This is a genomic window from Pedobacter sp., assembly GCF_040513095.1.
Taxonomy (GTDB): Bacteria; Bacteroidota; Bacteroidia; order Sphingobacteriales; family Sphingobacteriaceae; genus Pedobacter.
Genome location: NZ_JBEVDX010000035.1, coordinates 63,875 through 90,277, shown reverse-complemented (window position 1 = coordinate 90,277; position 26,403 = coordinate 63,875). Strand labels below are relative to the sequence as shown.

General features: G+C 43.0%; 26 protein-coding genes. 8 read left to right on the top strand and 18 right to left on the bottom strand.

All coding sequences use genetic code 11. The features are described from left to right. Positions 1-2,278, top strand: a 2,278-nt coding sequence (gene secD / locus ABWY16_RS04895; RefSeq protein ID WP_353903535.1) for a protein translocase subunit SecD, incomplete at its 5' end; no start/stop codon positions are given. Positions 2,279-2,373: 95 nt separating this feature from the next. Beyond that, complete coding sequence (locus ABWY16_RS04890) at positions 2,374-3,222, top strand: hydroxymethylglutaryl-CoA lyase (RefSeq protein WP_353903534.1); 849 nt, start codon at positions 2,374-2,376, stop codon at positions 3,220-3,222. Positions 3,223-3,250: 28 nt separating this feature from the next. Here ABWY16_RS04890 and ABWY16_RS04885 read toward each other — a convergent pair whose 3' ends face one another. From ABWY16_RS04885 to fbaA, 5 genes are all read right to left on the bottom strand, one after another. Further along, entirely contained in the window at positions 3,251-3,673 is a 423-nt protein-coding gene (locus ABWY16_RS04885; protein WP_353903533.1) for a GNAT family N-acetyltransferase, read from the bottom strand. Further along, positions 3,651-4,151, bottom strand: a complete 501-nt coding sequence (locus ABWY16_RS04880) for a low affinity iron permease family protein (protein ID WP_353903532.1) — start codon at positions 4,149-4,151, stop codon at positions 3,651-3,653. Before ABWY16_RS04880 ends, ABWY16_RS04885 begins: the two co-directional genes overlap by 23 nt. Before the next feature lie 73 nt (positions 4,152-4,224). After that, entirely contained in the window at positions 4,225-6,516 is a 2,292-nt protein-coding gene (locus ABWY16_RS04875; RefSeq protein ID WP_353903531.1) for a hypothetical protein, read from the bottom strand. Then, a complete protein-coding gene (locus ABWY16_RS04870; RefSeq protein ID WP_353903530.1) occupies positions 6,479-7,414 on the bottom strand; it encodes a hypothetical protein in 936 nt (311 codons plus the stop codon). Before ABWY16_RS04870 ends, ABWY16_RS04875 begins: the two co-directional genes overlap by 38 nt. 203 nt (positions 7,415-7,617) lie before the next feature. Further along, positions 7,618-8,697, bottom strand: a complete 1,080-nt coding sequence (fbaA, locus tag ABWY16_RS04865; protein WP_353903529.1) for a class II fructose-bisphosphate aldolase — start codon at positions 8,695-8,697, stop codon at positions 7,618-7,620. Positions 8,698-8,837: 140 nt separating this feature from the next. On the opposite strand from fbaA, the gene accD reads away from it, so the two are divergent. Both accD and ABWY16_RS04855 read left to right on the top strand, forming a co-directional pair. Continuing rightward, positions 8,838-9,683 carry an acetyl-CoA carboxylase, carboxyltransferase subunit beta gene (accD, locus tag ABWY16_RS04860; RefSeq protein ID WP_353903528.1) on the top strand — a complete coding sequence of 282 codons (846 nt, stop codon included), beginning with the start codon at positions 8,838-8,840 and terminating at the stop codon, positions 9,681-9,683. Positions 9,684-10,309: 626 nt separating this feature from the next. Beyond that, positions 10,310-10,675 carry a hypothetical protein gene (locus tag ABWY16_RS04855; RefSeq protein WP_353903527.1) on the top strand — a complete coding sequence of 122 codons (366 nt, stop codon included), beginning with the start codon at positions 10,310-10,312 and terminating at the stop codon, positions 10,673-10,675. A gap of 167 nt (positions 10,676-10,842) precedes the next feature. Here the strand turns inward: ABWY16_RS04855 and ABWY16_RS04850 are convergent, their stop codons facing one another. The 4 genes from ABWY16_RS04850 to glmM form a co-directional block, all read right to left on the bottom strand. After that, positions 10,843-13,137, bottom strand: a complete 2,295-nt coding sequence (locus tag ABWY16_RS04850) for a GH92 family glycosyl hydrolase (protein ID WP_502930984.1) — start codon at positions 13,135-13,137, stop codon at positions 10,843-10,845. A 206-nt stretch (positions 13,138-13,343) separates the two neighbouring features. Next, positions 13,344-13,556, bottom strand: a complete 213-nt coding sequence (locus ABWY16_RS04845) for a hypothetical protein (RefSeq protein ID WP_353903525.1) — start codon at positions 13,554-13,556, stop codon at positions 13,344-13,346. A 150-nt stretch (positions 13,557-13,706) separates the two neighbouring features. After that, a complete protein-coding gene (locus ABWY16_RS04840; protein ID WP_353903524.1) occupies positions 13,707-14,855 on the bottom strand; it encodes a cysteine desulfurase family protein in 1,149 nt (382 codons plus the stop codon). A 5-nt stretch (positions 14,856-14,860) separates the two neighbouring features. Further along, on the bottom strand, positions 14,861-16,249 hold the full coding sequence (gene glmM / locus ABWY16_RS04835) for a phosphoglucosamine mutase (RefSeq protein ID WP_353903523.1): 1,389 nt from the start codon (positions 16,247-16,249) through the stop codon (positions 14,861-14,863). 114 nt (positions 16,250-16,363) lie between these two features. Here glmM and ABWY16_RS04830 point away from each other — a divergent pair, with 114 nt between their 5' ends. From ABWY16_RS04830 to ABWY16_RS04820, 3 genes are read left to right on the top strand one after another with little or no spacing between them, the layout of a single operon-like run. After that, entirely contained in the window at positions 16,364-17,095 is a 732-nt protein-coding gene (locus ABWY16_RS04830; protein WP_353903522.1) for a class I SAM-dependent methyltransferase, read from the top strand. Next, positions 17,092-17,655: a phosphatase PAP2 family protein gene (locus tag ABWY16_RS04825; RefSeq protein WP_353903521.1), complete on the top strand. Its 564-nt coding sequence runs from the start codon at positions 17,092-17,094 to the stop codon at positions 17,653-17,655. Before ABWY16_RS04830 ends, ABWY16_RS04825 begins: the two co-directional genes overlap by 4 nt. Continuing rightward, on the top strand, positions 17,655-18,374 hold the full coding sequence (locus tag ABWY16_RS04820) for a ZIP family metal transporter (RefSeq protein ID WP_353903520.1): 720 nt from the start codon (positions 17,655-17,657) through the stop codon (positions 18,372-18,374). The genes ABWY16_RS04825 and ABWY16_RS04820 overlap by 1 nt, the downstream gene beginning before the upstream one ends. A 10-nt stretch (positions 18,375-18,384) precedes the next feature. Here ABWY16_RS04820 and ABWY16_RS04815 read toward each other — a convergent pair whose 3' ends face one another. From ABWY16_RS04815 to ABWY16_RS04775, 9 genes are all read right to left on the bottom strand, one after another. Then, positions 18,385-18,834: a MarR family winged helix-turn-helix transcriptional regulator gene (locus ABWY16_RS04815; protein WP_353903519.1), complete on the bottom strand. Its 450-nt coding sequence runs from the start codon at positions 18,832-18,834 to the stop codon at positions 18,385-18,387. A 22-nt stretch (positions 18,835-18,856) separates the two neighbouring features. Next, on the bottom strand, positions 18,857-19,018 hold the full coding sequence (locus ABWY16_RS04810) for a DUF5522 domain-containing protein (RefSeq protein ID WP_353903518.1): 162 nt from the start codon (positions 19,016-19,018) through the stop codon (positions 18,857-18,859). Beyond that, positions 19,018-19,959, bottom strand: coding sequence for an MBL fold metallo-hydrolase (locus tag ABWY16_RS04805; protein ID WP_353903517.1), 942 nt, complete (start codon positions 19,957-19,959; stop codon positions 19,018-19,020). Before ABWY16_RS04805 ends, ABWY16_RS04810 begins: the two co-directional genes overlap by 1 nt. Beyond that, a complete protein-coding gene (gene coaE / locus ABWY16_RS04800) occupies positions 19,960-20,556 on the bottom strand; it encodes a dephospho-CoA kinase (protein WP_353903516.1) in 597 nt (198 codons plus the stop codon). Continuing rightward, positions 20,553-21,503 carry a CdaR family protein gene (locus ABWY16_RS04795; RefSeq protein WP_353903515.1) on the bottom strand — a complete coding sequence of 317 codons (951 nt, stop codon included), beginning with the start codon at positions 21,501-21,503 and terminating at the stop codon, positions 20,553-20,555. The genes coaE and ABWY16_RS04795 overlap by 4 nt, the downstream gene beginning before the upstream one ends. Before the next feature lie 78 nt (positions 21,504-21,581). After that, complete coding sequence (gene yajC / locus ABWY16_RS04790; protein ID WP_353903514.1) at positions 21,582-21,902, bottom strand: preprotein translocase subunit YajC; 321 nt, start codon at positions 21,900-21,902, stop codon at positions 21,582-21,584. Between the two features lie 25 nt (positions 21,903-21,927). Beyond that, positions 21,928-22,374: a DUF1573 domain-containing protein gene (locus ABWY16_RS04785; RefSeq protein ID WP_353903513.1), complete on the bottom strand. Its 447-nt coding sequence runs from the start codon at positions 22,372-22,374 to the stop codon at positions 21,928-21,930. A gap of 1 nt (position 22,375) precedes the next feature. Continuing rightward, a complete protein-coding gene (gene nusB / locus ABWY16_RS04780) occupies positions 22,376-23,269 on the bottom strand; it encodes a transcription antitermination factor NusB (protein ID WP_353903512.1) in 894 nt (297 codons plus the stop codon). Positions 23,270-23,359: 90 nt separating this feature from the next. Next, positions 23,360-24,448, bottom strand: coding sequence for a Glu/Leu/Phe/Val family dehydrogenase (locus tag ABWY16_RS04775; RefSeq protein WP_353903511.1), 1,089 nt, complete (start codon positions 24,446-24,448; stop codon positions 23,360-23,362). Positions 24,449-24,560: 112 nt separating this feature from the next. On the opposite strand from ABWY16_RS04775, the gene ABWY16_RS04770 reads away from it, so the two are divergent. After that, positions 24,561-26,351: an ABC transporter ATP-binding protein gene (locus ABWY16_RS04770; RefSeq protein WP_353903510.1), complete on the top strand. Its 1,791-nt coding sequence runs from the start codon at positions 24,561-24,563 to the stop codon at positions 26,349-26,351. Positions 26,352-26,403: the final 52 nt, after the last annotated feature.

Sequence of the window (26,403 nt, the reverse complement as noted above, 5' to 3'; positions counted from 1 at the left end):
TGCAGAACTACAATTCTGGCAGGTGTATCAAAATGAAGAGGTTTATCCGATCATGGAGAACATCAACAAAACTCTTGCCTCTGTATTGAAAGATACTACAGCTGCAAAACCAGCAGTTACAACAGATACAGCTGCAAAAGGCGGAAGCGCATTAGCTAACCTGGGTAAAAAATCTACTACAAAAGATTCTGCTGATCTTAAAACTCAGGAGCTTTCTAAAACCAATCCACTGTTTGCTGTTTTAAACGTCCCTACTTACCAGGCACAAAACGGACAACCAGCACTGCGTCCCGGTTCTACTGTTGGATGGGTTGCACAAAAAGATACTGCTAAAGTAAATTCTTACTTTAAAAAATCTGAAGTTGCAGCAATCATTCCGCAAAGCATGAAATTCATGTGGAGTGTAAGACCAATGGATGGCACCAAAGTTTTCGAACTATATGCGATCAAATCTGTAAATCCTGATGGAAAACCAGATTTAGGTGGCGAAGCTATCAGCGATGCCCGTCATGACTACGATCAGAAAGGTAAACCTGAGGTGACCATGTACATGACTGGCGAAGGCGCTCAGAAATGGAAAAAAATTACTGCTGAAGCTTCTGCCGATGCAAACAATAAAAAAGCAATCGCAATTGTTCTTGATAACGCAGTTTACTCTGCCCCTACTGTTCAGAATGAAATTCCTAACGGTATCTCTTCGATCACTGGTAACTTCACAGTAAACGAAACTCAGGATTTAGCGAATATCTTAAAAGCAGGTAAATTACCAGCTCCTGCACGTATCGTTGGAGAGTTTGTGGTTGGTCCTTCATTGGGACAGGCTGCAATTGACAACGGCTTGCTGTCATTCGTTCTTGCCTTTGTAGTGATCCTGATCTTTATGGCACTGTATTACAACAAAGCAGGATGGGTAGCTAACCTTGCATTGGTAATCAACCTTTTCTTTATCATGGGTATCCTGGTTTCACTGGGCGCTGTGCTTACTTTACCTGGTATCGCCGGTATCGTTCTGGTAATCGGTTTATCGGTAGATGCGAACATCCTGATCTTCGAACGTGTAAGGGAAGAGCTGAATCATGGTAAGAGCACTGCTGCTTCTATCGCAGAAGGTTTCAAACATGCAATGCCTTCGATCATCGACTCAAACGTTACGATCCTGATTTTGGGTATCATCCTTTACGTTTTTGGTAGCGGTCCTGTTCAGGGTTTTGCTACTACCTTATGTATCGGTATCCTTTCTTCACTTTTCTGTGCGGTTCTGATCTCACGTTTAGTGTTCGACTCTTTACTGAACAAAAACGCAAACATTACTTTCGGTAACAAAGCAACAATTCACGCTTTCAAAAACATTGCCTTCAACTTTGTTGGCCGCAGAAAGTTATACTACATTATCTCTTCAGTGATCATCATCCTGGGTGTGATCTTCTACTTCAAAAATGGTGGATTGAGATTAGGTATCGACTTTAAAGGCGGAAGAACTTACATCGTTCATTTCGATAAAGGAATGGATACTGAAGATGTAAAGGCTAAACTTGCACCAAGCTTCAAAAACGAAGAACTGCAGGTAAAAACTGCCGGTAACGATCAGGACTTAAAAATCACTACTACTTACCATATCACTGATCAGGACGCAGGTGCTGATAAACTGGTAGAAGATGCACTGAGAAGCGGATTAGCTACAACAGGTGTAAAATACAGTATTGAAAGTAACCAGAAAGTTGGCCCGATCATCGCAAGTGATTTAGTTTACAGCGCTTACGGGGCCATCCTGTTCTCATGCCTGGTAATGTTTATCTATATCATCGTAAGGTTCAAGAAACTGAACTATGGTCTGGGTGCGGTTATCGCATTGTTCCACGACGTGTTACTGGTATTATCATTCTATACAATCCTTGATGGTGTACTGCCTTTCTCTTTAGAGATCGGACAAGACTTTATCGCAGCGATCCTGACAGTAATGTCTTACACGATGACTGAAACAGTAGTTGTATTTGACCGTATCCGTGAGAAACTTGCTGAAGCGGGTAAAGATGACCTTTACGGAGAAGAACGCAATACGCTGATCAATTTCGCACTGAACAGTACTTTGAGTCGTACAATCCTTACTTCATTAACAGTATTCTTCGTATTACTGGTAATCTTCATCTTCGGTGGTGAAAGTATCCGTGGATTTATCTTCGCATTATTGATTGGTCGTATCATCGGTACATACTCTTCACTATGTATCTCTACTCCTATTGTAATCGACCTGGGTCAGAAAAAACCAAAATTGAACTAAGGTATTTTTATCATACTGAAAAGGCTTCCCCATAAAGGAAGCCTTTTTTTATTCTCATATTTTTGATTTAAATTGGCAGCATAACCAAATAAGCTATGAAGTTAATTGAATGTCCGAGAGACGCGATGCAGGGAATCCATGATTTTATTCCTACAGCGCTCAAAGCAAAATACATTAACCTGCTCTTACAAACAGGTTTTGATACAATTGATTTCGGAAGCTTTGTATCACCAAAAGCCATTCCCCAGCTAAAAGACACCAAAGAGGTTCTGGCACAGCTGGATCTTGAGAACACAAGCACACAGCTGCTTGCCATTGCAGCTAATCTGAGGGGTGCTCAGGAAGCGATGGCTTTCCCGGAGATCAGTTACCTTGGTTTTCCTTTTTCGATCTCAGAGAGCTTCCAGCAACGCAATACCAATTCCAGTATCCTGCAATCTTTAACTACAGTAGAACAAATGCTGGAGTTATGTGACAGTAAGGGAAAAACTGCTGTTGTGTATCTGTCTATGGGTTTTGGAAATCCTTACGGGGATGAATACAGTGCAGCAATTGTTGAAGACTGGGCCGCAGCACTGGTAGATAAGGGTACAAAAGTACTGTCACTATCGGATACCATAGGTGTTTCCACACCCGCACAGATCAATGAACTTCTGCCTATGCTAACAAATGCTTTCCCCGGTACGGAAATTGGCCTCCACTTACACAGTACCCCGGAGAGCCGGACAGAGAAGATTGAAGCTGCTTACAACAGTGGCTGTAAACGCTTTGACAGCGCACTGAGGGGATTTGGCGGCTGCCCCATGGCTAAGGACGACCTGACAGGGAATATGGCTACTGAGAACGTCATTGCCTACCTGGAACATCGGGGCGAAAGCCTTCAGCTCGATACTGTAAAATTGCAGGAAGCTTTACTGCTATCTTCCAGTATTTTCACTTCCTAGTCAGCTTTGCAGGGCAGCACAAGGTTTTCTATTTCCTTACCATTCTGAAGTGCTGGATACCTGCTTCTTCAAACTGTTCACCTTCAATAGCAAAGCCAAACTTGGTATACAAGCCAACTGCGTCAGTCTGTGCATTTAAGTATATCGGCTGGTCATCATCAGGAATATCGTCCAGCACTGCCGCAACCATTGCCAGTCCTACTCTCTTGTTGCGGAACTCTGGTAATACGGCGAAACGCTCCAGCTTGTAGCCTTTATCGGTTTTCCGGTACCGGCAGGCACCACAGGGCTGGTTATCCAGTAAAGCCAGAAAGTGAACAGAAACATCTTCATTTTCCAGTTCCAGTTCCGCAGGAACACCCTGCTCTTCCACAAAGACTTTTCTGCGTACTGCAAATGCGCTTTCAAGTTCTTCTTTTGTTCTGATCTTATTTACCTGCAATATTTCCATGTTGGTCTTTATTTGGTTTTGGCTTACGTGTATGTCTGGATTTATATTCATTCACTTCTTCCGCGGCGTCTATGGAATGAGAACAATGAATATCGGTTTCTTGTTTGGCAAGTTCAGACAATGTAACGTAGAATTTATGTAACTGGTCCAGCTCTTTTTCTGTCAGGTCTTCAATATCTACCATTCTGTTGCTCGCCCTTTCATGGGCAGCAATCAGCTCGTTCAGTTTCAGCTGTATGGCCTTGCCATCTTTATTCTGCGCTTTCTGGATCAGGAAGACCATCAGAAAGGTAATGATTGTAGTGCCTGTATTGATGACCAGCTGCCAGGTCTCTGAATAATGAAAGAGCGGGCCGGTAACTGCCCATATAATGACTGTTAATAATGCGATTACAAAAGCTGTTGAGCTGCCTGTAAATTTTGTAGCTGCGTTTGAAAATTTCTCAAAAAAATTCTTTTTACCACCTGTTGGTTCCATGATGTATGTGTTATGACGTAAAGTTGAACATTAATATGGATTAAACTTCCTGTCATTTGTTAAATACATGAAACTATTGCGCAGCAACGTAACTTTTAAAATAGCCGCAGTCCCGGAGCACCTCTTTGTAGAATGCAGTGTTGCGGTACTTCGTGTACAGATCTGCAAAATACTTTGCCGCAAATGCAGTTGTAAAATCGATGTCCCAGTAATATTTCTTCTCGTTGGCAGGATCGTTAAAGACCGCGTTATATATATCATTCCGCTCACACTTGGCAGCCATGAAAGTACAGCGTGCTTCCTGAGTACTGGTTCTGGCGGCTGTAAGTGCCCGCAGGTAATATTTTTCTGCTATAGCCGATGAGGTAAACCGGGGCCTGAATTCTGCAGGAATATCCATTGGGGATGTTGCATTTGAACCCGTGATCTGCGTTTGATAAAAATCCCTTGCATTGCCATAATGTGTAATGTTATAATACGCATTTGCTATCAGCAAATTATTGGTGTAAACGTTTTTGCCTGCAGCAATTTCAGCCTTCATGATCTTTATTGTTTTTAAAACATCCAGGGCAGTATATTTTGTCGCCTGTACGGCTTCAAAGTCGCAATCGTGGCAATCATTGATCCTGCTGTTAAAGGGGTTTGCCAATAACTCATGCGCAGCATTTCCACCGGATTTCTCAAACAGGGCAATTGCAGCATCCGTTTTCTCCTGGTATACCAGCATCAATCCCTGATGATAATAGAGGTCGCCCATAGTGTAAGGATAATACCGGAGCATAGCTTTTTCAAAAGCGGTCTTGTTTGTTTTACCCAGCAGCGTCTTCATAGCTTCAATATTGGCATTCTTTACATAAAACCTGGTACTGGCCTGAAAGCAGTCAGACTTTAGCAGGTCGCCCTGCTTTTTATAGCGGTTGCTCAAAGCACTAATACTTTCTGATAAAGCACGCTGATACCGCAGGTCAGCCACAGTATCCTTCTGGTCTCTCAGGTCAGCCAGCCAGTTGAGATCCGCAACCATTTCGCTTTCAGCCCCCGCATCAATCGTTTTAAGGGCTGACAGATGCAGATTCCAGTTCAGCAGCCTGTACTGAGCTTCCAGCAGTCTATTGTTCGCCGGCAGCTGTAATTTAGCCTCTTTGTAGAATTTCCCTGCAAGCGCATTGTCGCCGTTCAGGGCATGCAGATATCCGGCAACCATGTTCCAGTAATAGGGTCTATGGGTATTCCCTTTGCTGGCGATCGGATCTACAAGACTAATATTTTCCCTTGTCTTCTTTCGCTGTTGTGCGCTATCCAGCCCGTTATACGGACCATCAGGTATTTCTATTTTGTTCACCAGCCTGCTCAGCAAAAGGTCCAGCTTCCCGGATTTCGGATCAAGCAGGTATATATTTGCTATAGCCCTGTTTTCATCGCTGACGATGCCCATCATTTGCCAGAGGGTAATCTTTTCCTCCTTGTTTTTTGCCAGTTTCAGACTCCCCTCCCAGTCTTTTTCGTCCTGCGGATGAAAGCTCCATTTACTTGGGATCTTCATCTCTGCAGAAAAGTTATAGCATAAACTATAGAGGTAATTGGCCCGGGCAAAGTCCTGCCGTTTGTAATAGTGCCCTGCAAGGTAACCGAGCGCCCGGTAATACATGCTGTTTTTGGGAAAACTGTTTTGATCCTTTTCAAAAAGGGCAACCAGACCACTGTTATCCGGACCTGAGCTGCTATCGGCGTTGAGGGCAGGCAACTCTTCAAAGTAGGCACACCGGATCTGCTGAAACCAGTAACGCTGTTTGATAAAGGGATCCCGGCTTTTTTTATATGCCGCGGCCAGTGATACACTGATGTCAGGCTCCGGAGTTACCGGAGTTACCTTTTCATCCCAGTAATAAGTAACATTTGATACGGCAAACTGCTCACATTTCTTAGCCAGCAGCAGGTAGCTGAAGAAGGTATCTGCCTTCTTTTTGCTGAGACCTGATGTTTTAATTGATGCCAGGCTATCGGGTAAAGACCTGAGCTTGCCTTTACAATATTGATATACCGAATCTATTTTGCCATATGATGCCGTAAACAATAAAGTACTCAACTCTTTTTCCGGTATCTTTCCATCGAGGTACTGATTCCATTCTTCGGCTACCTGCTGGTTGTAGCGGGTATTGCTGTCATCATTCACCCCGCTGCCATAATAGCTTTGCCAGCTGTCGTAAAAAAACGGAGCATACTGCTTGTCTACAAAAGCCTCAGGTGCAAAATTAGAATACTCGCTTTCATCCCAGTCGCCCCCACCGCAGGCCCAGACTATGCCGGCGGCACTGGTCAATAAAAGACTAAAAATGAGCAGAAACTCCTTTGATATCTTTTGCATATAAGGAGGATAAACTGGCTGATGAGAGTTCATAATAAATGATATTTCGGTTTTTGAGTAGCGGAAGATATTGTGCCACCTGTTTTGCGGCCTGTGTAAGCTTTCCGGCATTCATACCTTCAAATTTAAACAAGTCGCCTTTTTTCACATAAACACCTTTAAGGTAAAAACTTTTGAGGGACCTGTAGGCAGGTTCGGCACCTCCCCCTGCAGGAAGAACCTCAAAATTTCCCGGATTTGATAAATCCTGAACCGTGATCTTTGCATATACCTGTGCAACCTTTCCGTCGCGGATCTGAACAGCCCAGGAAAACAAGGGTAAGGCCACATCCAGCGGCAGCTGATAATGTGGAAGGGCAGCAATGTAAGCCGCAGCATCCTTCTCATTGTATATAGAATTTCCTGCGTTTAAGTCGGCCGATATCTTGCCCATGTTATAAAACATCAGCAAGCCTTTATCCACAGGAGGTACACCTGTGCGTTCCGGATACTTTACCTGATGCAAGCGGATGGTAGCTTCCAGTGGCTTACGGTTATAACGTTTAAATGCACGCAGAAAGGCGAAATATTTCGTTTTTGTGGCTACCGACCAGTCGCAGTCGATCTGAATATTTGTATACGCAAGATGATGTTCCTTAGCTAGCCGGTCCGCCAGCCGGTTGACTTTAAAAGCGAGGCTGTCCATCTCTGTCAGACTGCTCTGTTGTAAGGATTGATTGGTGATATAAATGACTGGAGTAACCGATAGTCCCTGCAGCGGTGTTTTTACCGTAAGTACGCCATCTGGCAGAGCCTGATGTTCCTGCCTGTTCCATACAACGTCAAAAAAACGAAGATATAAATGGTTGTTTGCAGCATCGCGCAGCAGTTCTGTCTCCTTATTGTCCAACTTAAACACTGTCTTCCAGGAATAAAAAGCTGTATGCGCGGTGCCTTTTGGTCGGCAGCCATTAAACAGCAATAACAATGTACAGCAGAACACTGCAGCTGATCTGAGCCATTTGATTTGTCTGCTGCACTTTATCATCCGGATAAAGGTAAAAAAAAAGCGCTTCCCGGTTCAAACCGGAAAGCGCTTATATTTTTTTTATTGATTGCAGCTTATAATTTGTCGCTTGCGTTTTTGCAGTTCAGATCTTCGAAAGCCTGGGTCAAACGCTCAACAAAAGTTTCTTCTCCTTTACGTAACCATACGCGCGGATCATAGAATTTCTTGTTAGGCTTGTCTTCTCCTTCAGGATTTCCAATTTGTCCCTGAAGATAAGCTTCGTTTTTCTTGTAATATTCAAGGATACCTTCCCATAATGCCCATTGCATATCTGTATCAATGTTCATTTTGATCGCACCATAAGAGATCGCCTCTCTGATTTCTTCCTGAGTAGAACCCGATCCACCGTGGAATACAAAGTTGATAGGTTTTTCAGCAGTAAGGTTAAATTTCTCTTTCAGGAAATCCTGTGAGTTTTTTAAAATTACCGGCTGCAGTTTAACATTACCTGGTTTATAAACACCATGAACATTACCAAAAGCGGCTGCGATTGTGAATTTATCACTCACTTTACTTAACTCTTCGTAAGCATAAGCTACTTCAGAAGGCTGCGTATATAATTTAGAACTGTCTACATCGCTGTTATCAACTCCATCTTCTTCACCACCTGTTACTCCCAGCTCAATTTCGATCGTCATGCCCATTTTGGCCATGCGCGCTAAATATTTTGCAGAGATCTCCATGTTTTCTTCGATCGACTCTTCAGAAAGGTCAAGCATGTGTGAAGAAAATAATGGTTTTCCTGTTTCAGCGAAGAATTTCTCTCCGTGGTCTAACAAACCATCAATCCATGGCAATAATTTTTTAGCAGCGTGGTCTGTATGTAATACTACAGCTACACCATAATGCTCTGCTAATAAATGAACGTGTTTCGCTGCTGATACCGCACCTAGCACACATGCATTTAAGTTGTCATTATTTAATGTTTTTCCCGCATAAAATTGCGCGCCACCATTAGATAATTGAATCATCACTGGTGAATTCACCGCTTTAGCAGTTTCCATAACTGCATTGATCGTATTTGTACCGGTAACATTAACTGCAGGTAATGCAAATTGATGTTTTTTAGCCTGTTCGAATAGTTCTTGAAGGGCATCTCCGTAAATTACGCCTTTATAGCCTTTTAAACTCATTGTTATTAGATTTTATATCTGCCGAAGTTAGGAAAAATATCATGTCGGGCAAATCAATAGCCGATTATTTTACCTTAATCTAGGCTAAACTCTTCTAATTTTTTTTCGTTTCTTTGTAATCGCATTTTTCAACGAATAACATGGCTTGGTTTAAGAGAGAAAAAAAAGGTATCAGCACGCTGACAGAAGAGAAAAAAGAAGCGCCGGATGGCTTATGGAACAAGTGTCCAAACTGCAAAAAGGCTTTACACAGCGCTGACCTTATAGAAAATAAATACGTTTGTCACTATTGTGACTACCATTTAAGAGTTGGTTCCAAAGAATATTTCCAGGTATTATTTGATAACAATGAGTTCACAGAGCTTTTTGGCAATTTAACTTCGGGCGATCCGCTGAATTTTACAGACAGCAAACCCTATACAGAACGTCTGGTAGATACCATGTCAAAAACGGGCTTGCGGGATGCCATCCGTGCAGGCGTAGGTAAGATTGAAGGTGAAGAACTGGTAATTGCCTGTATGGACTTTAACTTTATCGGAGGCTCAATGGGTTCGGTAGTAGGAGAGAAAATCGCAAGATCGATCGATTACAGCATCAAACACAAGATCCCATTTCTGATGATCTCCAAATCGGGCGGTGCCCGTATGATGGAAGCTGCATTTTCTTTAATGCAGATGGCCAAGACTTCTGCTAAACTGGCCTTGTTAAGCCAGGCTAAGATCCCTTATATATCTTTACTTACCGATCCTACTACCGGTGGGGTAACGGCTTCATATGCCATGCTGGGCGATATCAATATCGCTGAGCCGGGAGCACTCATTGGCTTTGCCGGACCAAGGGTAATCAAGGAGACAATCAAAAAAGATCTTCCTAAAGGTTTCCAGACTGCGGAGTTTGTTCAGGAACATGGTTTCCTTGACTTTATTGTTGACAGACGCGCTATGAAGGCTAAATTGGCGACTTTCCTTAAAATGGTAAAAAATTAAATAGATTTTGTGGTTGGGGGGCTGAGATTGCCCATTTCGCAAAAAATTGGTACTCTGTTTCATTGCTGCCTGCCGCTGAAGGGCGCCAGAAGGCAATGAAACAGAGTACCAATTTTTTTGCAGTTTACCCGGGGCATAGCGCTTTAACCCATAGCCTGACCCAACAACAAAATCCACCCCGGGGGAGAGATCCAGGCAAAGTGCTTTAACCCGTTGCCAGAACCCATTCAAAATCTACTTAGTGAGTTCCTTGCAAAGTGCTTTAACCCGTTGTTGGAACCCATTTCAAAATCCACCTAGGAAGATCCTGAAATAGTGCTTTAACCCGTTGCCAGAACCCATTCAAAATCTATCAAGGAAGATCCTGGCATAGTGCTTTAACCCATTGCCGGAACCCATTTCAAAATCCACTTAGGGAGATCCTGAAATAGTGCTTTATCCCGTTGCCAGAACCCATTTCAAAATCCACCTAGGAAGATCCTGAAATAGTGCTTTAAAGCCGGATGCTGCTACTTTCTTACATAAAATTTATTATAAGGAAATATTTGTAATAATATTTGGTGCTGAGTTTTGTAATTATTAAAATTGTACATGAATTTTATTAATATTAACTAAATAGTCAATGTATGAATTTAGCACAGCAAAATACACCGGAAAAACGGATGTCAGATCACGACCGTTATTTCCCGATTCTTCAGTTATTGGCTGATGGTGTAAATCCGGTCAGCGGGGATGTTTTTCCGGCTGGCAGTATCTATCAGCAGCCAGAGATTATCAGGGCTTTATTTTATGCCGTAAATGAGGTCAGGAGCGGTGTTGGCAATACCAAACGCGGAGGTAATCAGGGCAAGCCCTGGTCTCCTGAAGAGGAGGAATTACTGATACAGCAGTTTCATGAGGAAATGAAGATCAGCGAGATTGCCAGAGTGCATGAACGTACTACCGGGTCTATTCGTGCGAGGCTTGTCAAGCTTGAATTGTTAGCTCAATAAGGATGGCTGTACTTCTGAAAATAGGGGATCTTGCTGCATAAAAAAAACTGTATGTTTTGTCAAGGCCTTTTGGTGCCATTCAGCAGCAGGCAGCCTTGACAATACATACAGTTTTTTGCAATCAGGATAACCTTGAGATTATATTGTAATCTGGTTAACCTGATAAATTATTTTGCAGTGGGGTCAGTTGATAGCGAATAGGGATAGTCCGCTTCAGCAGCTCCCCTGCTTTTATTCGGCTCTGCAGACATGTTAAAATCTAAAGTTGCTCCTTTTAAAAGTTCAGAGTGACTGATCCAGTTCTTCTGGTAATCTTTTGTATTAAATTTCATTGACTGGATATAACGGTTATCAGCATTATTTGCTGCTGCATTGATAACAACTTGTTTTCCGTTCTCCAGGTTCAGTGTTACCTTTTTGAACAATGGAGCACCAAGAACATACTGGTCCACCGCCGGTGTTACCGGGTAGAAACCCATTGAAGAGAACACGTACCATGCAGAAGTCTGCCCGTTGTCCTCATCACCGCAATAGCCGTCAGGAGTAGCTTTGTACAACCTGTTCATGGCTTCTCTTACCCAATACTGCGTCTTCCAGGGTTGTCCAGCATAATTGTACAGATAAATCATGTGCTGGATCGGCTGATTGCCATGTGCGTATTGTCCCATGTTGGCAATCTGCATTTCACGGATCTCATGGATCACAAAACCGTATTCCTTATCGTCAAAAATTGGGGGTAAAGAGAATACAGAATCCAGTTTGCTTACAAATTTTTCTTTTCCACCCATTAACTTGGAGAGGCCGTTAATGTCCTGGAAAACCGACCAGGAATAATGCCAGCTGTTTCCCTCAGTAAAGGCTCCGCCCCATTTGAAAGGGTTAAAGGGCGACTGAAACGAGCCATCCTTATTTTTGCCGCGCATCAGGCTGGTAGAAGGGTCAAAGAGGTTTTTATAGTTCATTGCTCTTTTGGCATAGATACTGGTTTCTGAAGCCGGTTTATTTAATGCCCTTCCCAGCTGATAAATGGTAAAGTCGTCATAGGAATACTCTAAAGTCCTTGCCGCATTTTCACTTACTTTAACATCAAAAGGTACATAGCCAAGTTCATTGTAATATTTAACCCCTGCCCTGCCTACAGCTTCGATAGGACCTTCATTGTTTGCACCATGTTTTAAGGCTTCGTACAGTTTCTCGATATCATAACCGCGAAGACCTTTGATATAGGCATCTGCAACTACAGAAGCAGAGTTATTACCCACCATAATGTTGGCGTAACCCGGGCTGGACCATTCCGGTAACCAGCCACCTTCTTTATAGTCGTTGATCAGACCTTCCTGCATCTCTTTGTTGATGGAAGGATAAACCAGGTTCAGGAAAGGATATAAAGCCCTGAAGGTATCCCAGAAACCGGTTCCGGCAAACATATATCCCGGTAATGTTTTACCTGTGTAGGGACTCCAGTGAACGATCTTGTTACTGGCGTTGATCTCATACATCTTATTCGGGAAGAACAGTGTGCGGTATAAGCTGGAATAAAAAGTACGGGTTTGGTCTACCGTTCCGCCTTCAACAGCGATTCTGCTGAGCGTTTTGTTCCAGACAGCTTTTGCTTTTTCCCTGGTCGTTTCAAAGTTATCATTTGCCAGTTCCCGTTTCAGACTGATGTCTGCCTGCTCTACGCTGATAAACGAAGAGGCAACTTTCATATTCACCTGTTCGCCTTTGGCTGTCCTGAAACCTATGATCGCACCGGCATGATCGCTTTGCAGCTCCAGTGTATCCTTGGCAAGGGTTTTTCCATGCCAGGTATTTGCAGATACAAAAGGTTTATCAAAGTATACAACAAAGTAGTTTTTGAAATTAGGCAGTGGCCCTCTCGCGTACTTTGTACTGTAACCTATAATTTTTCTTTCCTTTGGAATAACCTTGATATAAGAACCCTTATCAAAAGCATCAATCACCACATATGAACTGTCTGATTTGGGAAAGGTGAAACGGAATTGTGCCGCACGTTCCGTAGGAGTAATTTCGGTAGTCACATCGGCATCTGCCAGGTATACGCTGTAGTAATAAGGTTTTACTGTTTCTGCCTTGTGCGAAAACCAGCTTGCCCGGTCATCCTGGGCAAATCTCATTTTACCGGTTACTGGCATCACAGAGAACTGACCGTAGTCATTCATCCAGGGCGAAGGCTGATGCGTTTGTTTAAAGCCCCTGATCTTATCAGCGTCGTACGTGTAAGCCCAGCCGTCACCCATTTTACCGGTTTGAGGAGTCCAGAAATTCATTCCCCATGGAAGGGCAATTGCCGGATAGGTATTACCATTTGACAGATCAGGTTTACTTGCAGTACCCATTAATGGGTTAATCCATTCTACAGGATCACTGATCTTATCTGTTTTCTGCGCTAAAGCCGGCACCGCGGCAGCAATAAGTAACACTGATAAGAAGTGTTTCATCATAGTATATTAGTTTATTATTAATAATGGTGTATTTGATTTAAAAACGTTTTAGCTAACTTCAAAATATGGAGATGCTTCAGCCCATCTGAATACGACCTCTAATGTAACTGACTATCTATTACCAGACAAATTAATACCAGAATATTTACACAAAAAAAAAGAGGCTGTATATTATACAGCCTCTGATTGATATATTATTGTTTTTAGAAATCCCTTCCTGGTGTTACTCCCGGCTCATGTCCGGAACCCAGTGGTTTATTCTTTCTCTCAGGCGTGTGTGAAAACGCTGTAGAACCGGATCCTGAATTTGACGATGTTTCGCCATTGCTCAGTTCATCATTCTCATCCGTAGTCGTTTCTTTATATACAGTTTTTTTGTTTTCTTCGTCTTCGTTGTGTTCTTCAGGAGTAATCATAATCATTGGTTTTTAGTAAAAGATAAGTAGATTACAAGTACAACAGGCAAAAAAATCAAATTGTTTGTCACAATTCATTAAACACGTTTCGCAGTACATAAAAAAAGCCCTGATCCATGATCAGGGCTTCCTAAAAATATCTTTCTGTTTTTATACAGCTATATTTTGTTCTACAATTTGTTTTACCTTTTCAACTACGTAGTCGATCTCTTCTCTGGTATTGTTCTTACAGAATGAGAACCTTACAGAAGGCCTGTTAGGATCAGCTCCTATAGCCGTCAATACATGTGACCCAATATTGGAGCCCGAGGAGCAGGCACTGCCACCCGAAGCTGACACGCCATTGATATCGAGGTTAAACAATAACATATCAGACATATCCATTTCGGGGAAACATACATTTAAAACGGTATACAAACTTTTTTCGGGTGCTGTTTCTCCATTAAAGCCGATGCCCGGCACTTCGGCAAGCAACTTGTCTTTCATATAACTTTTCAATCCCTGAACATAATCCTGGTGATCCTGCATATGAGCGTAAGCCAGTTCCAGTGCTTTTGCCAGTCCTACAATACCATAAATATTTTCGGTACCGCCACGCATGTTGCGTTCCTGAGCGCCTCCATAAATAAGCGGGTTAATTTTTACAGTATGATTGATGTAGATGAATCCCACCCCTTTCGGGCCGTGTAGTTTGTGGCCCGCACAAACAATAAAATGAGCTTTCAGCTTTCTCACATCATGCACATAATGACCCATTGTCTGAACCGTGTCACTATGAAAGATCGCATCATATTTTTCGCAGATATCCCCTACCCTTTCCACATCGGTCAGCGTGCCCAGTTCATTATTGGCGTGCATCAGCGAAACCATAGAGCGCGGGTTTTCTTTCAGCAGCTGTTCCAGATGGTCGTAATCTATTGTTCCTTTATCATCAATATTTACATAGCTCAGCTTATCGATAACACCGTCTTTCAGTAACTGGTCCATCGTATGCTCCACCGCATGGTGTTCGATTCTGGAAGTAATTGCATGTTTAATACCGAATGCCGCGATCCCGCAGCGGATAGCCATATTATCGGCTTCAGTACCACCGGAAGTAAAAAAAATCTCCGCCGGTACTGCATTTAACAGACCAGCCACAGTCTTCCTGGCTTTTTCGAGCAATGTGCGTACCTCACGGCCCTGCGCATGGATAGAGGATGGGTTACCATAATAGTTTTCCATCACATGAACCATTTCAGCGATCACCTCTTTATCCAGGGGTGTAGTTGCAGCATTGTCTAAATAGATTCTGTTCATTTGTATCAATTCAATTTTAGTATTTCTTTAATGTCTGAGATAATCTTATTCGCCAGGCCTTCGGCAACCGTTTCGTTTTCAGCTTCGCTGTAAATACGGATGATCGGCTCAGTGTTTGACCTGCGCAAATGTACCCATTCATTATCAAATTCAATTTTCAGCCCGTCAATTGTACTGTTGGGCTGATTTTTATATTTCTCCTGCACCTTTAACAATAACGCATCAATATCCATCTCTGGTGTGAGCGTGATTTTATTTTTTGAGATATGGTAGGTCGGGTAGCTGCTTTTGAGCAAAGAAACAGATTTACCAAACTTCGCAAGATGGGTGAGGAACAGCGCAATACCTACCAGGGCATCCCTGCCATAATGCAGTTCAGGATAGATGACACCACCATTTCCTTCACCGCCAATAACCGCATTTGTAGCTTTCATCTGGTTCACCACATTTACTTCACCAACTGCTGCAGCATGGTATTCCATACCTGCTCTGAGTGTAACATCTTTCAATGCACGTGTTGATGACAGGTTAGAAACAGTATTACCCGGTGTATTCTTCAGTACATAATCTGCAACAGCTACCAGTGTATACTCCTCGCCAAACATCGATCCGTCTTCAGACACAAAACACAGGCGGTCTACATCAGGGTCAACCACAATACCGAGATCGGCTTGCTTAGCCTGTACAACTTTAGAGATTTCTGTAAGATTCTCAGGAAGCGGTTCCGGGTTATGCGGAAATTCTCCGTCCGGAGTACAGTACAATTCATAAACTGTTTTCACACCCAGTGCTTTCAGCAGTGCCGGAATAAAGATCCCTCCTGTGGAATTCACGCAGTCAATTACTATTTTGAAATCAGCCTTCCTGATCAGTTCCACATCTACCAGCGGCAGCGCCAGAACAGCTTCAATATGTTTCTGCAGATAGCTGTCATCATAGGTTACCCTGCCGAGATCATTGACCTCGGCAAATTCAAATTCGGCTTTCTCCGCTATCTCCAGCACTTCCTTACCATTGGCATCATCGATAAACTCGCCCTTTTCATTGAGCAGTTTTAAAGCATTCCATTGTTTCGGATTGTGACTGGCTGTCAGGATAATGCCGCCACCGGCTTTCTCCATGGGAACCGCGATTTCTACAGTAGGCGTAGTGGATAAACCAAGATCCACAACCTCTATTCCCAGCCCCTGTAAGGTACCTGTAACCAGATTATTGACCATCTCTCCAGAAATCCGTGCGTCGCGGCCAAGGATGATTTTTTTGATGCCGGTATTCCGTATTACCCATGAGCCATAGGCTGCAGTAAACTTCACGATATCAATTGGTGTAAGTCCGTTTCCGGCAGTTCCACCTATAGTTCCCCTGATTCCGGAGATAGATTTTATGAGTGTCAAGTGCTGTAAATTTTGTTTTCCAAAAGTACAAAAATTAAGAATGAATACCAATTAAACCGAATTGACTGAATATCCTGCCCTGTTTGCTATATTTGCCCTTTATAAAAATATCTTATGCAGCGTAAATGGTTTCAGTACTGGTTTAACTCTCCCTACTATCATATTTTATATAGTCAGCGAAACGACGAAGAAGCCGAATTTCTCATAGATAACCTCACCGCATTCCTCAAACCTGCGCTCCATTCAAGAATTCTTGATATAGCCTGCGGCCGCGGCCGTCATTCCGTTTACCTGAACAAGAAAGGATTTGATGTTACCGGGATAGACCTTTCTGAACAGAGCATCAAGTATGCCCGCCAGTTTGAGCAGAAACACCTGCACTTTTTTGTTCACGATATGCGCAGGCTCGGTTATATCAATTACTATGATATTGCCATGAACCTCTTCACGAGTTTCGGCTATTTCGAAACAGAAAAAGAACATGTCAATGCTTTAAAGTCATTCAGAAAGAGCATTAAAGATGAGGGTACGCTTGTGCTTGATTATTTCAATACGCAGAAGATCCTGAAGAACCTCACTCAGCGGGAAACCAAGACCGTTGAGGGTATCGAATTTGACATACACAAGTTTGTTTCCGAGGGCAAGATCATCAAACACATAAATTTTGAACATAAGAGCAAACACTTCGCTTTTGAAGAACGCGTACAGGCTTTTACACTGGAAGACTTCGAACGCATGTGCGAAAAAAGCGGATTGCAGATCACCACTACATTCGGCAGTTACAATCTTGATCCCTACGACGCGGTTAAATCTGAACGGTTAATCCTTGTTTGCAAAAAAGTATGATAGAGAGCCTATATAATTTTGATATAGCCCTTTTTTTAAAAATCAACAGGGGCCTTTCCAATGGCTTTTTCGACTGGCTGATGCCTTTGGTACGGAACCGCTTTTTCTGGTCGCCCCTCTACCTGTTCATTATCATCTTCTGCTTTAAGGAATATAAAAAGAGAGGCTGGTATATCATTGGCGGTATCTTACTGACCTTTGCCCTGGGAGACACTATCTCTTCAAAGCTGATTAAACCATTTGTTGTGCGGCTGCGTCCCTGTAACGACATTAACCTGGCCAGTGAGATTATTCACAGGGTACAGTGCGGCAGTGGTTATAGTTTTCCTTCTGCACATGCCACCAATCATTTTGGAATTGCAGTATTCCTGATCATGGTATTTTATCCGAAATGGAAGCCGGTTTTACCACTGGGCCTGGCCTGGGCATTTCTGATTTCATTTGCACAGATCTATGTGGGGGTGCATTATCCGCTGGATACAATCGGAGGAGCAGCACTGGGCACTACGGTAGGTCTTATGGTCTCCGTGTTTTATAAAAAATTACAACCGGGATTATAATGGAAATCTGGAAACTCCTTGTACTTTTCTTCTGTGCTTTTCTGGGAGGGCTGTCGATATTTTTGGTTAAAAGCGATAAGTCTCAGCTGCTGAAGCTCATCCTTTCTTTCAGTGGTGCATATTTGTTTGCCATCACTGTATTGCACCTTATACCCGAGGCTTACAGCGGGCCGGATCATGCAGAGATTGGTATTTATATCCTGATCGGATTCCTGCTGCAGATTTTTCTGGAGCAGTTTTCTGAAGGTGTTGAACACGGGCATATCCACAAACATGGCGAAGGACATACCTTTCCTTACGGGATTATGATCAGTTTATGCCTGCACGCATTTCTTGAAGGTATGCCACTGGCGGCAGATCAGCACAACGCCCTGATCTTTGGAATTTCCCTGCATCATATCCCCGCAGCCTTTGCCTTATCGAGCATCCTGATGCAAAATAATTTTAAATTTAAGGGGATTGCATTCTACCTGCTGATTTTTGCCATGATGGCTCCCATGGGCTTTTTACTGAGCTATGGCATCAGCAACGGAAGTATTGGCGGCATAGAACTATACTTCAATAAAATGATGGGTATAGTCATTGGAATATTCCTCCATATCTCCACTACCATCCTTTTTGAATCGAGTGTGGACCATAAAGTCTCAAAAAGAAAGATGATTGCTGTCCTGCTGGGGATCAGCATTGCACTGATTGGTTTTTACCTTGGCGGGCATTAAAAGAGGGAAATCAGAATTTCCCCCTCGCTTTATCCAGCAGTGCGATCAGCTGTTCTGCTTCTTCCTCCGAGATGTTCGGCGAAAGAATGCCCGACAGGCTTACCTCTCCATCTATTTTCTTTAACAGGTTCAGTCCTTTATCATTGATAAGGATATCTACCGCCCTTTTATCATAATTACTGACATTTTTTATGACCAGATCTTTATGCACCAGGCGGTCAACAATCCTTGAGGCGTCACACATCTTATCAAGCATCCTTGACTTAACAAAGTTGATAGTTGACGGATTGGGGAACTGACCGCGGAGGATCCTTAAAACATTAAACTGCTGAGAGGTAATATCGTATGGCGACACAGCTTGCTTAACTTTATCGTTACACCAGTTATGTGTGTAGGACACGTTCACAATTGCCTCATGATAAGCGCTTTCAAAACGGGGAGCTTTGGTTTCTTTCAACATTACGTAAGTTATCTAATGGTTATCAATTACTTTTCTTCTGACTATCGTTATTTTTTACCTTACCATATTTCCAGGGGCAATGTAGGCATTTGTTCTTACAGCAATATCCCCTTTTAAGGTGAAATATTTCTGTAAACACCATCATTCCAGCCTCATTGAAGTAGTAGTCGGCATTTTTTTTCATCAGTTAAGCAATTTAACATCCAAATTGTTTTGAAAATATTCCTTCAATTGAATCCCGCTCCCGTGGGTAGTCCATACCTGTGTGGGGTTTACCCGTTCAATGGTTAAAATAATATCTTTCCAGTCAACATGATCAGATATATACAATTGTAATTCATTATTGTTTTGTAAATGTTTCCAACCCGTTGCAAAAACCCTGATTACATTTACAGCCTTGATATAGCTCCGGTAAACCAATGGGGGAACAAGATAAATCATGTTTGTTAAATTGTTTTTCATGACTTTACGGTCATATACCTCATATTTCCCCATATTGATCCCCAGCGACTCATATACCTTAACGAAAGGCAGTATACTATGGTGTACAAGTATCCTTTTTTCCGGACAATGGTCACTGATCAGGCGGATCAGGCGCTGGCTCTTGCCCAGTGCATAAGCTCCCAGCATAATATTGCTTTGTGTTGAGTTCAGTTTGCGGATTTCGTCTTCCGCGTCGGGGTGGCTGGTATCGGGATTGGCAAAAGTTGTTTCCGTAATCAGCACATCGGCCTGTACAAACTCTATCGGTTCGCAGGTATCATCAGGCTGCAGTTTATAATCACCGGTATACAGGTACCTTACTCCCTTATATTCCATAAGTACCAGGGCGGAGCCAAGCATATGCCCGGCAGGTACAAAACTGATCGTCACCCCATTCAGCACAAAAGGTTGATGGAAAGCATGCACATGAAATTCGCCGGCGGCGAACTTCTTGTAGCGCTGTTTCATAAACAAAGAGGTTGCCTCTGTGCAATACACATTAATATTACCACTTACGGCATGGTCTCCGTGTGCATGTGAGACCACAGCATCCTTCACTATTTCCTTTGGATCCAGGTAAAAACTGCCATATGCGCAAAACAGCCCAATTTTAGTTGGCACCAGGAAATCATCTAATATCATCTATTCTGTAATTTTTGTAAATCGATTGTGCAGTTCCATGACTTGCAGTATCAGCGACTGACTTTCGTCGTTCCTGATCAGGAAATCTGCCATTTTCACTTTTTCTTCGTCGGTCAGTTGTTTGTTCATCCTTGCCCTCACCTGTTCTTCAGTTGAGCCGTCCCTTTGCATTACCCATTTCAAACGGGCAGCGACAGCTGCAGTAACTACTATATTATGATCACAGGATTTATAAGAACCACTCTCAAACAATAACGCAGCTTCTTTCAGGATATATGGGGCATTGCCGGAAACGCGCGCCAGCCAGCTGTCAAAAGCCCTGAAAACAGCGGGATGAACCAATGCGTTGAGTTTAGCAAGTTCAGTATTGTTATTGAAAACTATCCTGGCTATATGTTTATTATTGAGCCTGCCGGCCTGGTCATAACTCTCCTCTCCAAAGGCCGCTTTCAGCCCGGCAATGAGCAGCGGATCGCTCACCATGATTTCTTTTGCTACGGTGTCAGCATAAAAAACAGGAATTCCCAAATGCTCAAATATCCTGCAGACAGTACTTTTTCCGCTACCTATACCACCAGTAATACCAATCTTCATCATTGCTTTTCAATTATAAAGTCGACCTTCTCCGGAACCAGTTTTACCTTTTTGCAATAATCAGGGAAACGGGTCAGTTTGATACTGAGCTGATGGTGTTTCTGTAATTTCCATTCGTTGAGATCAACCGATGCTTCAATAAAATCTTCGTTCACCTGCTGGTAACTGGATAGTGCCACCATAAAAGTGATCTTGACCTTTTTGGGATAAAGCTTCACATTGTAGTATTCTGTATTATTTAAAATCTTCAGCGGTATCTCCAGTGTTTTCTCTGTGAACTCATCTACCGGCAGCTTCACCTCTATGGTAGAGGGAAAGATATTGACGTTTTTCTGCAGGTTGGGCCGCATCGCTACCCGGGCAACAGAAGCCCGCTGAACATCACGCATTTTCAAAGTGTCAGTTTTCCATTCCCTGATCTTCTCCAGCTCTTCCTGCGGCCCGGATACGGTGACATAATCCGGTGTAAATTCTATATCATCAGAGATACCAAACTGCCTGGCAAAAGTTAAACTGGAAACCAGCTTTACGGGAACCCTTTTTACGGTTCTTTTAGAGAAATCGAAATAGAGTGTATCCGGACGGACTGATATGATTTTCTGCGAAGTTTCCAGCTGACTGTTCACACTGTATAACTGTTCTGAAAAGAGGATGTAATTTCTGTTGTTCAGTTTATCGAGGCTGATATTTATGGATGGGGGACTGACGCGGAGCCTGGCAAAGAGGAGCTGCCATCCGGTTCCTTCAACAAGGAGATCTACGGTATCTGACTGCAGCGGGTGAAATGCTTTTTTTTGGGGGAAGTTCTTGTATACCAGTACAGTTTTGGCGGTATAAACGTATTTGTTGTTCAATGCCAGGAACAGCCATCCTGCGATCGCCAGCAATACGCAGGTGATCAATACCAAAACGCGCTTTCGCTCTATCTTTGTAAGTCTTATAAAAGGCATGGCTGTAAAGTAAACAAATTTAATAAAACAAAAAAGCCGCACCAGGGAAAGGAGCGGCTTCAGGTGTAAATTAATACATTACGCTTTAGGCAGTTCTGTAGTTGCTTTTGTGGCATCCAGAGAAATTGCACTTTTATCGAAACGGATCTTTGTACCGCCTTCAACTTCAATCAGGAAAGTCAGCTCGTTCATGTCAACAATCTTACCGTGGATACCAGCAGTAGTAACGATCTTATCCCCTTTTTTCAGGTCGGCAACCAATTTCTTGTGATCTTTTGCTTTTTTAACCTGTGGCCTGATCATGAAGAAGTAAAAAACTACCATGATCAGCACCATTGGAACCAATGTACTCAACATACTGCTTCCGCCGGCTGCTTGTAAAATTACTGTAGATGTCATATTTGTTTGTGTGTGTTATTATTAATTATTTAGCAGGTATTTCCTGTACCTCACCAATCAGGTGCACCTCTGTGGTTTCCGGGTTGGCATTGGAGGTAATGGTTACAATTTTGTCCTGCATACCCATTTTACCTGTACTGTTAAAAACGACCTTGATCACTCCAGAATCGCCGGGCTTAATCGGTGCCTTAGGAATATCAGGCGTAGTACAGCCACAGGTAGCCGTGGCATTGGCAATGATGAGCGGACTTTTTCCTGTGTTTTTAAACTTAAACTCGTGGTTTACCTTTTCACCCTGGCTGATTTTACCAAAGTTATACATCCCGCTTTCAAAGCTGATGACCGGGGCGTTTTCCGGCGCAACAACAGTCCTGGTTGTTGTAACCGTGCTGTCAGCACCTACTGATGATTTTGATTGCTGGCAGGCCGTAAACGATGCCGCAGCCAGGGCCAGTACAAAAAATTTCTTCATATTATTCTTCTATTAATCCGCGGCCTACTTTTTTGATACTGTTTGTACGTTTCAGGTCGCTCAAAATTTTGTCCAATATACCGTTAATAAACGAATTACTTTTCGGTGTACTGTAATCTTTGGACAGGTCAAGGTATTCGTTTATAGTTACTTTCACAGGGATCGAGGGGAAATTCATCAGTTCGCAGATGGCCATTTTCATCAGGATGGTATCCATCAGGGCAATCCTTTCAGACTCCCAGTTCTTGGTACGTTCTGCGATCAGCGCCTGGTACTCATTGTTGTTTTTCAGCGTATATACAAACAGATCTTCCACAAACTTGCCATCCTCTTTCCAGTCGGCACTGATAGGTGTCAGCTTGTTTTTAAATGGATCTTCCGAGGTAAAGTTTTTCAGCGTTTTCGCTACCATTCCCTGCATTACTTCCTTATCTACCGACCAGTTGATAAACTTATCTTCAAAAGCCTGGATAATGTTCTGGCTTTTCAGAATGATCTTCCTGAAAATAAATTTAATGATCTCTTTTGATCCCTCCAGACTGTCATCTGCATCATTCAGATAAGCGGTGTACTCCGGAGTGGATTTCAGTTTGTTGTAGATAGTTTTGATAAACTCAGGATCGGCATGCCAGTTGATCTGGTATTTGTTTACAGCCGCTTTGAACTCGGGGTTCTGCTGCAGCAGGACGATAAACCTGTTGGTCAGTAGTTTCTTGTTTGGATTCAGGTCGTCCGCCGTCGGAAAGTGCTTGTTTGCTCTTTCGATCGCATCGATCTCAGTATATTCGGTAATCTCCGAAAGCAGTGCCAGCATCCTGACATACATTTCGTATACATTATCAATACTGAGCAGCAATTCTTTCTTCGCAGAATTGAGATCCTTTTTTTCAGTCATTTGCCATGCAAAAATGTTTTGCAGAGCTTTAATTCTTAAGTGCCTTCTATTTAACATGAATGTAAGAACGAGTTGGTAATTTACCGGTTATTAAAATGATGATTTTATTTTCTTTATATCGCTTATTCTTTTTTCAACGATCCTGTTTGCCGCCAGGATGGTAGGTATATTATCTGATTTGGACATCCTGATTACATTGCGTGTAGCGTCATAAATATTTTCCGTGAGCTGCATGGTACGTTTTTTTCCGTAGCCCGTCAGTTCAGAGTAACAGTTGATCAGTCCGCCGGCATTGATCAGGTAGTCAGGAGCAAACAAAATGTTCTTCTCCAGCAGGAGCTGACCATGAACCTGCTCGTCTGCCAGCTGGTTATTGGCAGAGCCCGCAATGATGGCAAACTTCATTTTGGGTATAGTTTTGTCATTCACCGTGGCACCTAAAGCACATGGAGCATAAATGTCCACATCCAGTCCGAAGATCTTATCTGCATCCACAGGTTTCGCCTTGTACTTGCGTGCCACCTGATGCAGACGCTCCTCGTTGATATCACTGATAAATACCTCCACATTTTCCTGTCTCAGTAATTCCACCAGGTGTTCACCTGCATTGCCTATCCCCTGCACTACTACAGACCGGCCAGCAAGCGTATCTGTACCAAAGACCTCTTTTACGCATGCTTTCATTCCCAGGAATATACCTTTTGCCGTAGTCGGGGATGGATCGCCCATACCGCCAATTGACTCCGGAACCCCGGTTACATGCGTAGTTTCCATGCTGATATATTCCATATCCCTCGTCGTTGTACCTACATCTTCAGCAGTGATAAACTCACCGTTAAGATTTTTAATAAAACGTCCGAAACTGCGCATCATTGCCTCCGACTTTCCTTTTCTTGAATCGCCAATGATTACGGCCTTGCCGCCACCCAGGTTTAAGCCTGTGATCGCTGCTTTGTAGGTCATGCTTCTGGATAAGCGCAGCACATCTTCAAGTGCTTCTGTTTCTGTTGCGTAATTCCACATGCGGGTACCGCCCAAAGCAGGGCCGAGCGTAGTATCATGTACAGCTATAATAGCCTTCAAACCTGTATCAGGATCGCTGCAATAGACCACTTTTTTATGCCCTAATGCGCTTAACTGATCTAAAATTGAGGTAACCACAGAACTCTTAGCAGACATATGATTTCGTTTATCAAACAGTCTGCAAAACTAAGGATAAAAAAGTTTAATTACATTGTTTTAACTAAACAGTTTTAAAAAATCCTCCTCAATTGGCTAACTTTACCCCACCATGAAGCACCTTCTTTTTCTCAATAAATACTTCTATAAATATAAATGGTGGATCGTGCCAGGGGTGTTTTTTGTCATCATTTCCAACATATTCGGGGTCATTCCTGCACAGGTTATCGGGCATGCCTTTAACCTCATCACGGAGAACATCCAGATCTATGGCCTGTTCAATGGTTTTGAAAGACAGCAGCTCATTTATGATATTTTCAGCTACAGCCTGTTTTACTTTGGTACGCTGGTGCTGCTGCTTTATCTGGTACGTGGTTTATTCCTTTTTTTCATGCGGCAGACACTTATCCTGATGTCCAGGCACATTGAGTACGACATGAAGAATGAGATTTATGCGCATTACCAGGAACTGAGCCTTGGTTTTTACCGCAGAAACAATACGGGCGACCTGATGAACAGGGCTACCGAAGATGTTAACAGGGTAAGGATGTATGTAGGCCCGGCGATCATGTATGCCATCAATACGTTAGTCTTATTTATATTGATTGTTACTTCCATGTATTCTGTCAATCCCCGGCTCGCTACGTTCTGTCTGCTGCCCCTGCCGGTGCTTGTCATTATTATCTATTATGTAAACACACAGATCAACCACAAGAGCGAGCAGATCCAGGAACAGCTTTCCCGCCTGTCCAGCTTTGTGCAGGAACGTTTTTCAGGGATCAGGGTAATCAAATCTTATGTACGTGAAGATTATACCCGCCAGATATTTGCCGGAGAAAGTGACGGATACAAAACCAATGCAATGAGCCTTGTCCGCGTACAGGCACTATTCTATCCTACCATGCTGTTACTTGTGGGCTTAAGTACAATCCTTACCGTATATATCGGTGGAGAGCAGGTACTGGACGGTTCTATCACTGCAGGTAATATCGCAGAGTTTATCGTCTATGTGAATCAGCTTACTTTCCCGGTGACTATGCTGGGCTGGGTAACCACATTGATCCAGCGGGCGGCAGCATCCCAGAAAAGGATCAACGAATTTCTCGAACTTCAGCCGGATATCCTATCGGGCAACAATGCCCCCGGAGAACTTAGCGGCAATATCACTTTTGAAAATGTGAACTTCAGTTATCAGGATACCGGTATTGAGGCGCTGAAAGATATATCTTTTACGATTGAAGCAGGACAGTTTGTAGCTGTCATTGGACGGACAGGATCAGGAAAATCCACACTGGCAAATCTGATTATGCGGATGTACGATGCCGATTCGGGCCAGATTTCTATTGACGGACAGCCGCTCCCGCAGATCAACCTGAATTCATTCAGGAACCAGGTAGGTTTTGTGCCACAGGAAGTTTTTCTCTTTTCAGATAACATCCGGAACAATATTGCATTTGGTTTGGATAAGGTGAGCAATGATGAAATCGAAACTGCGGCCAGAAATGCAGCGGTATACCATAACATCATGGACTTTGAACTGCAGTTTGACACGATGCTGGGTGAAAGGGGTATCACACTTTCAGGCGGGCAGAAACAGCGGGTATCCATTGCCAGGGCACTGATTAAGGAACCCAAAATCCTGATCTTCGATGACTGCCTCTCGGCCGTAGATACCAGAACGGAAGAAGAAATCCTGAACAACCTCGGAAATGTCATGAAAGGAAAGACGAGCATATTGATCGCGCACAGGATTTCCACCATCAAAAAAGCTGATAAAATTATCGTACTCGAAGAAGGCAGGATCGCAGAACAGGGTACTCATGACGAATTGATTCAGCTCCATGGTATCTATGAAGAAATGTTTCTGAACCAGTTATTGGAAGAAGAAAATAAATCTCTTTAATTTCTATTTTGATCTTTACTGATTAATAGTTTATATTTACCCGAACCAAAAC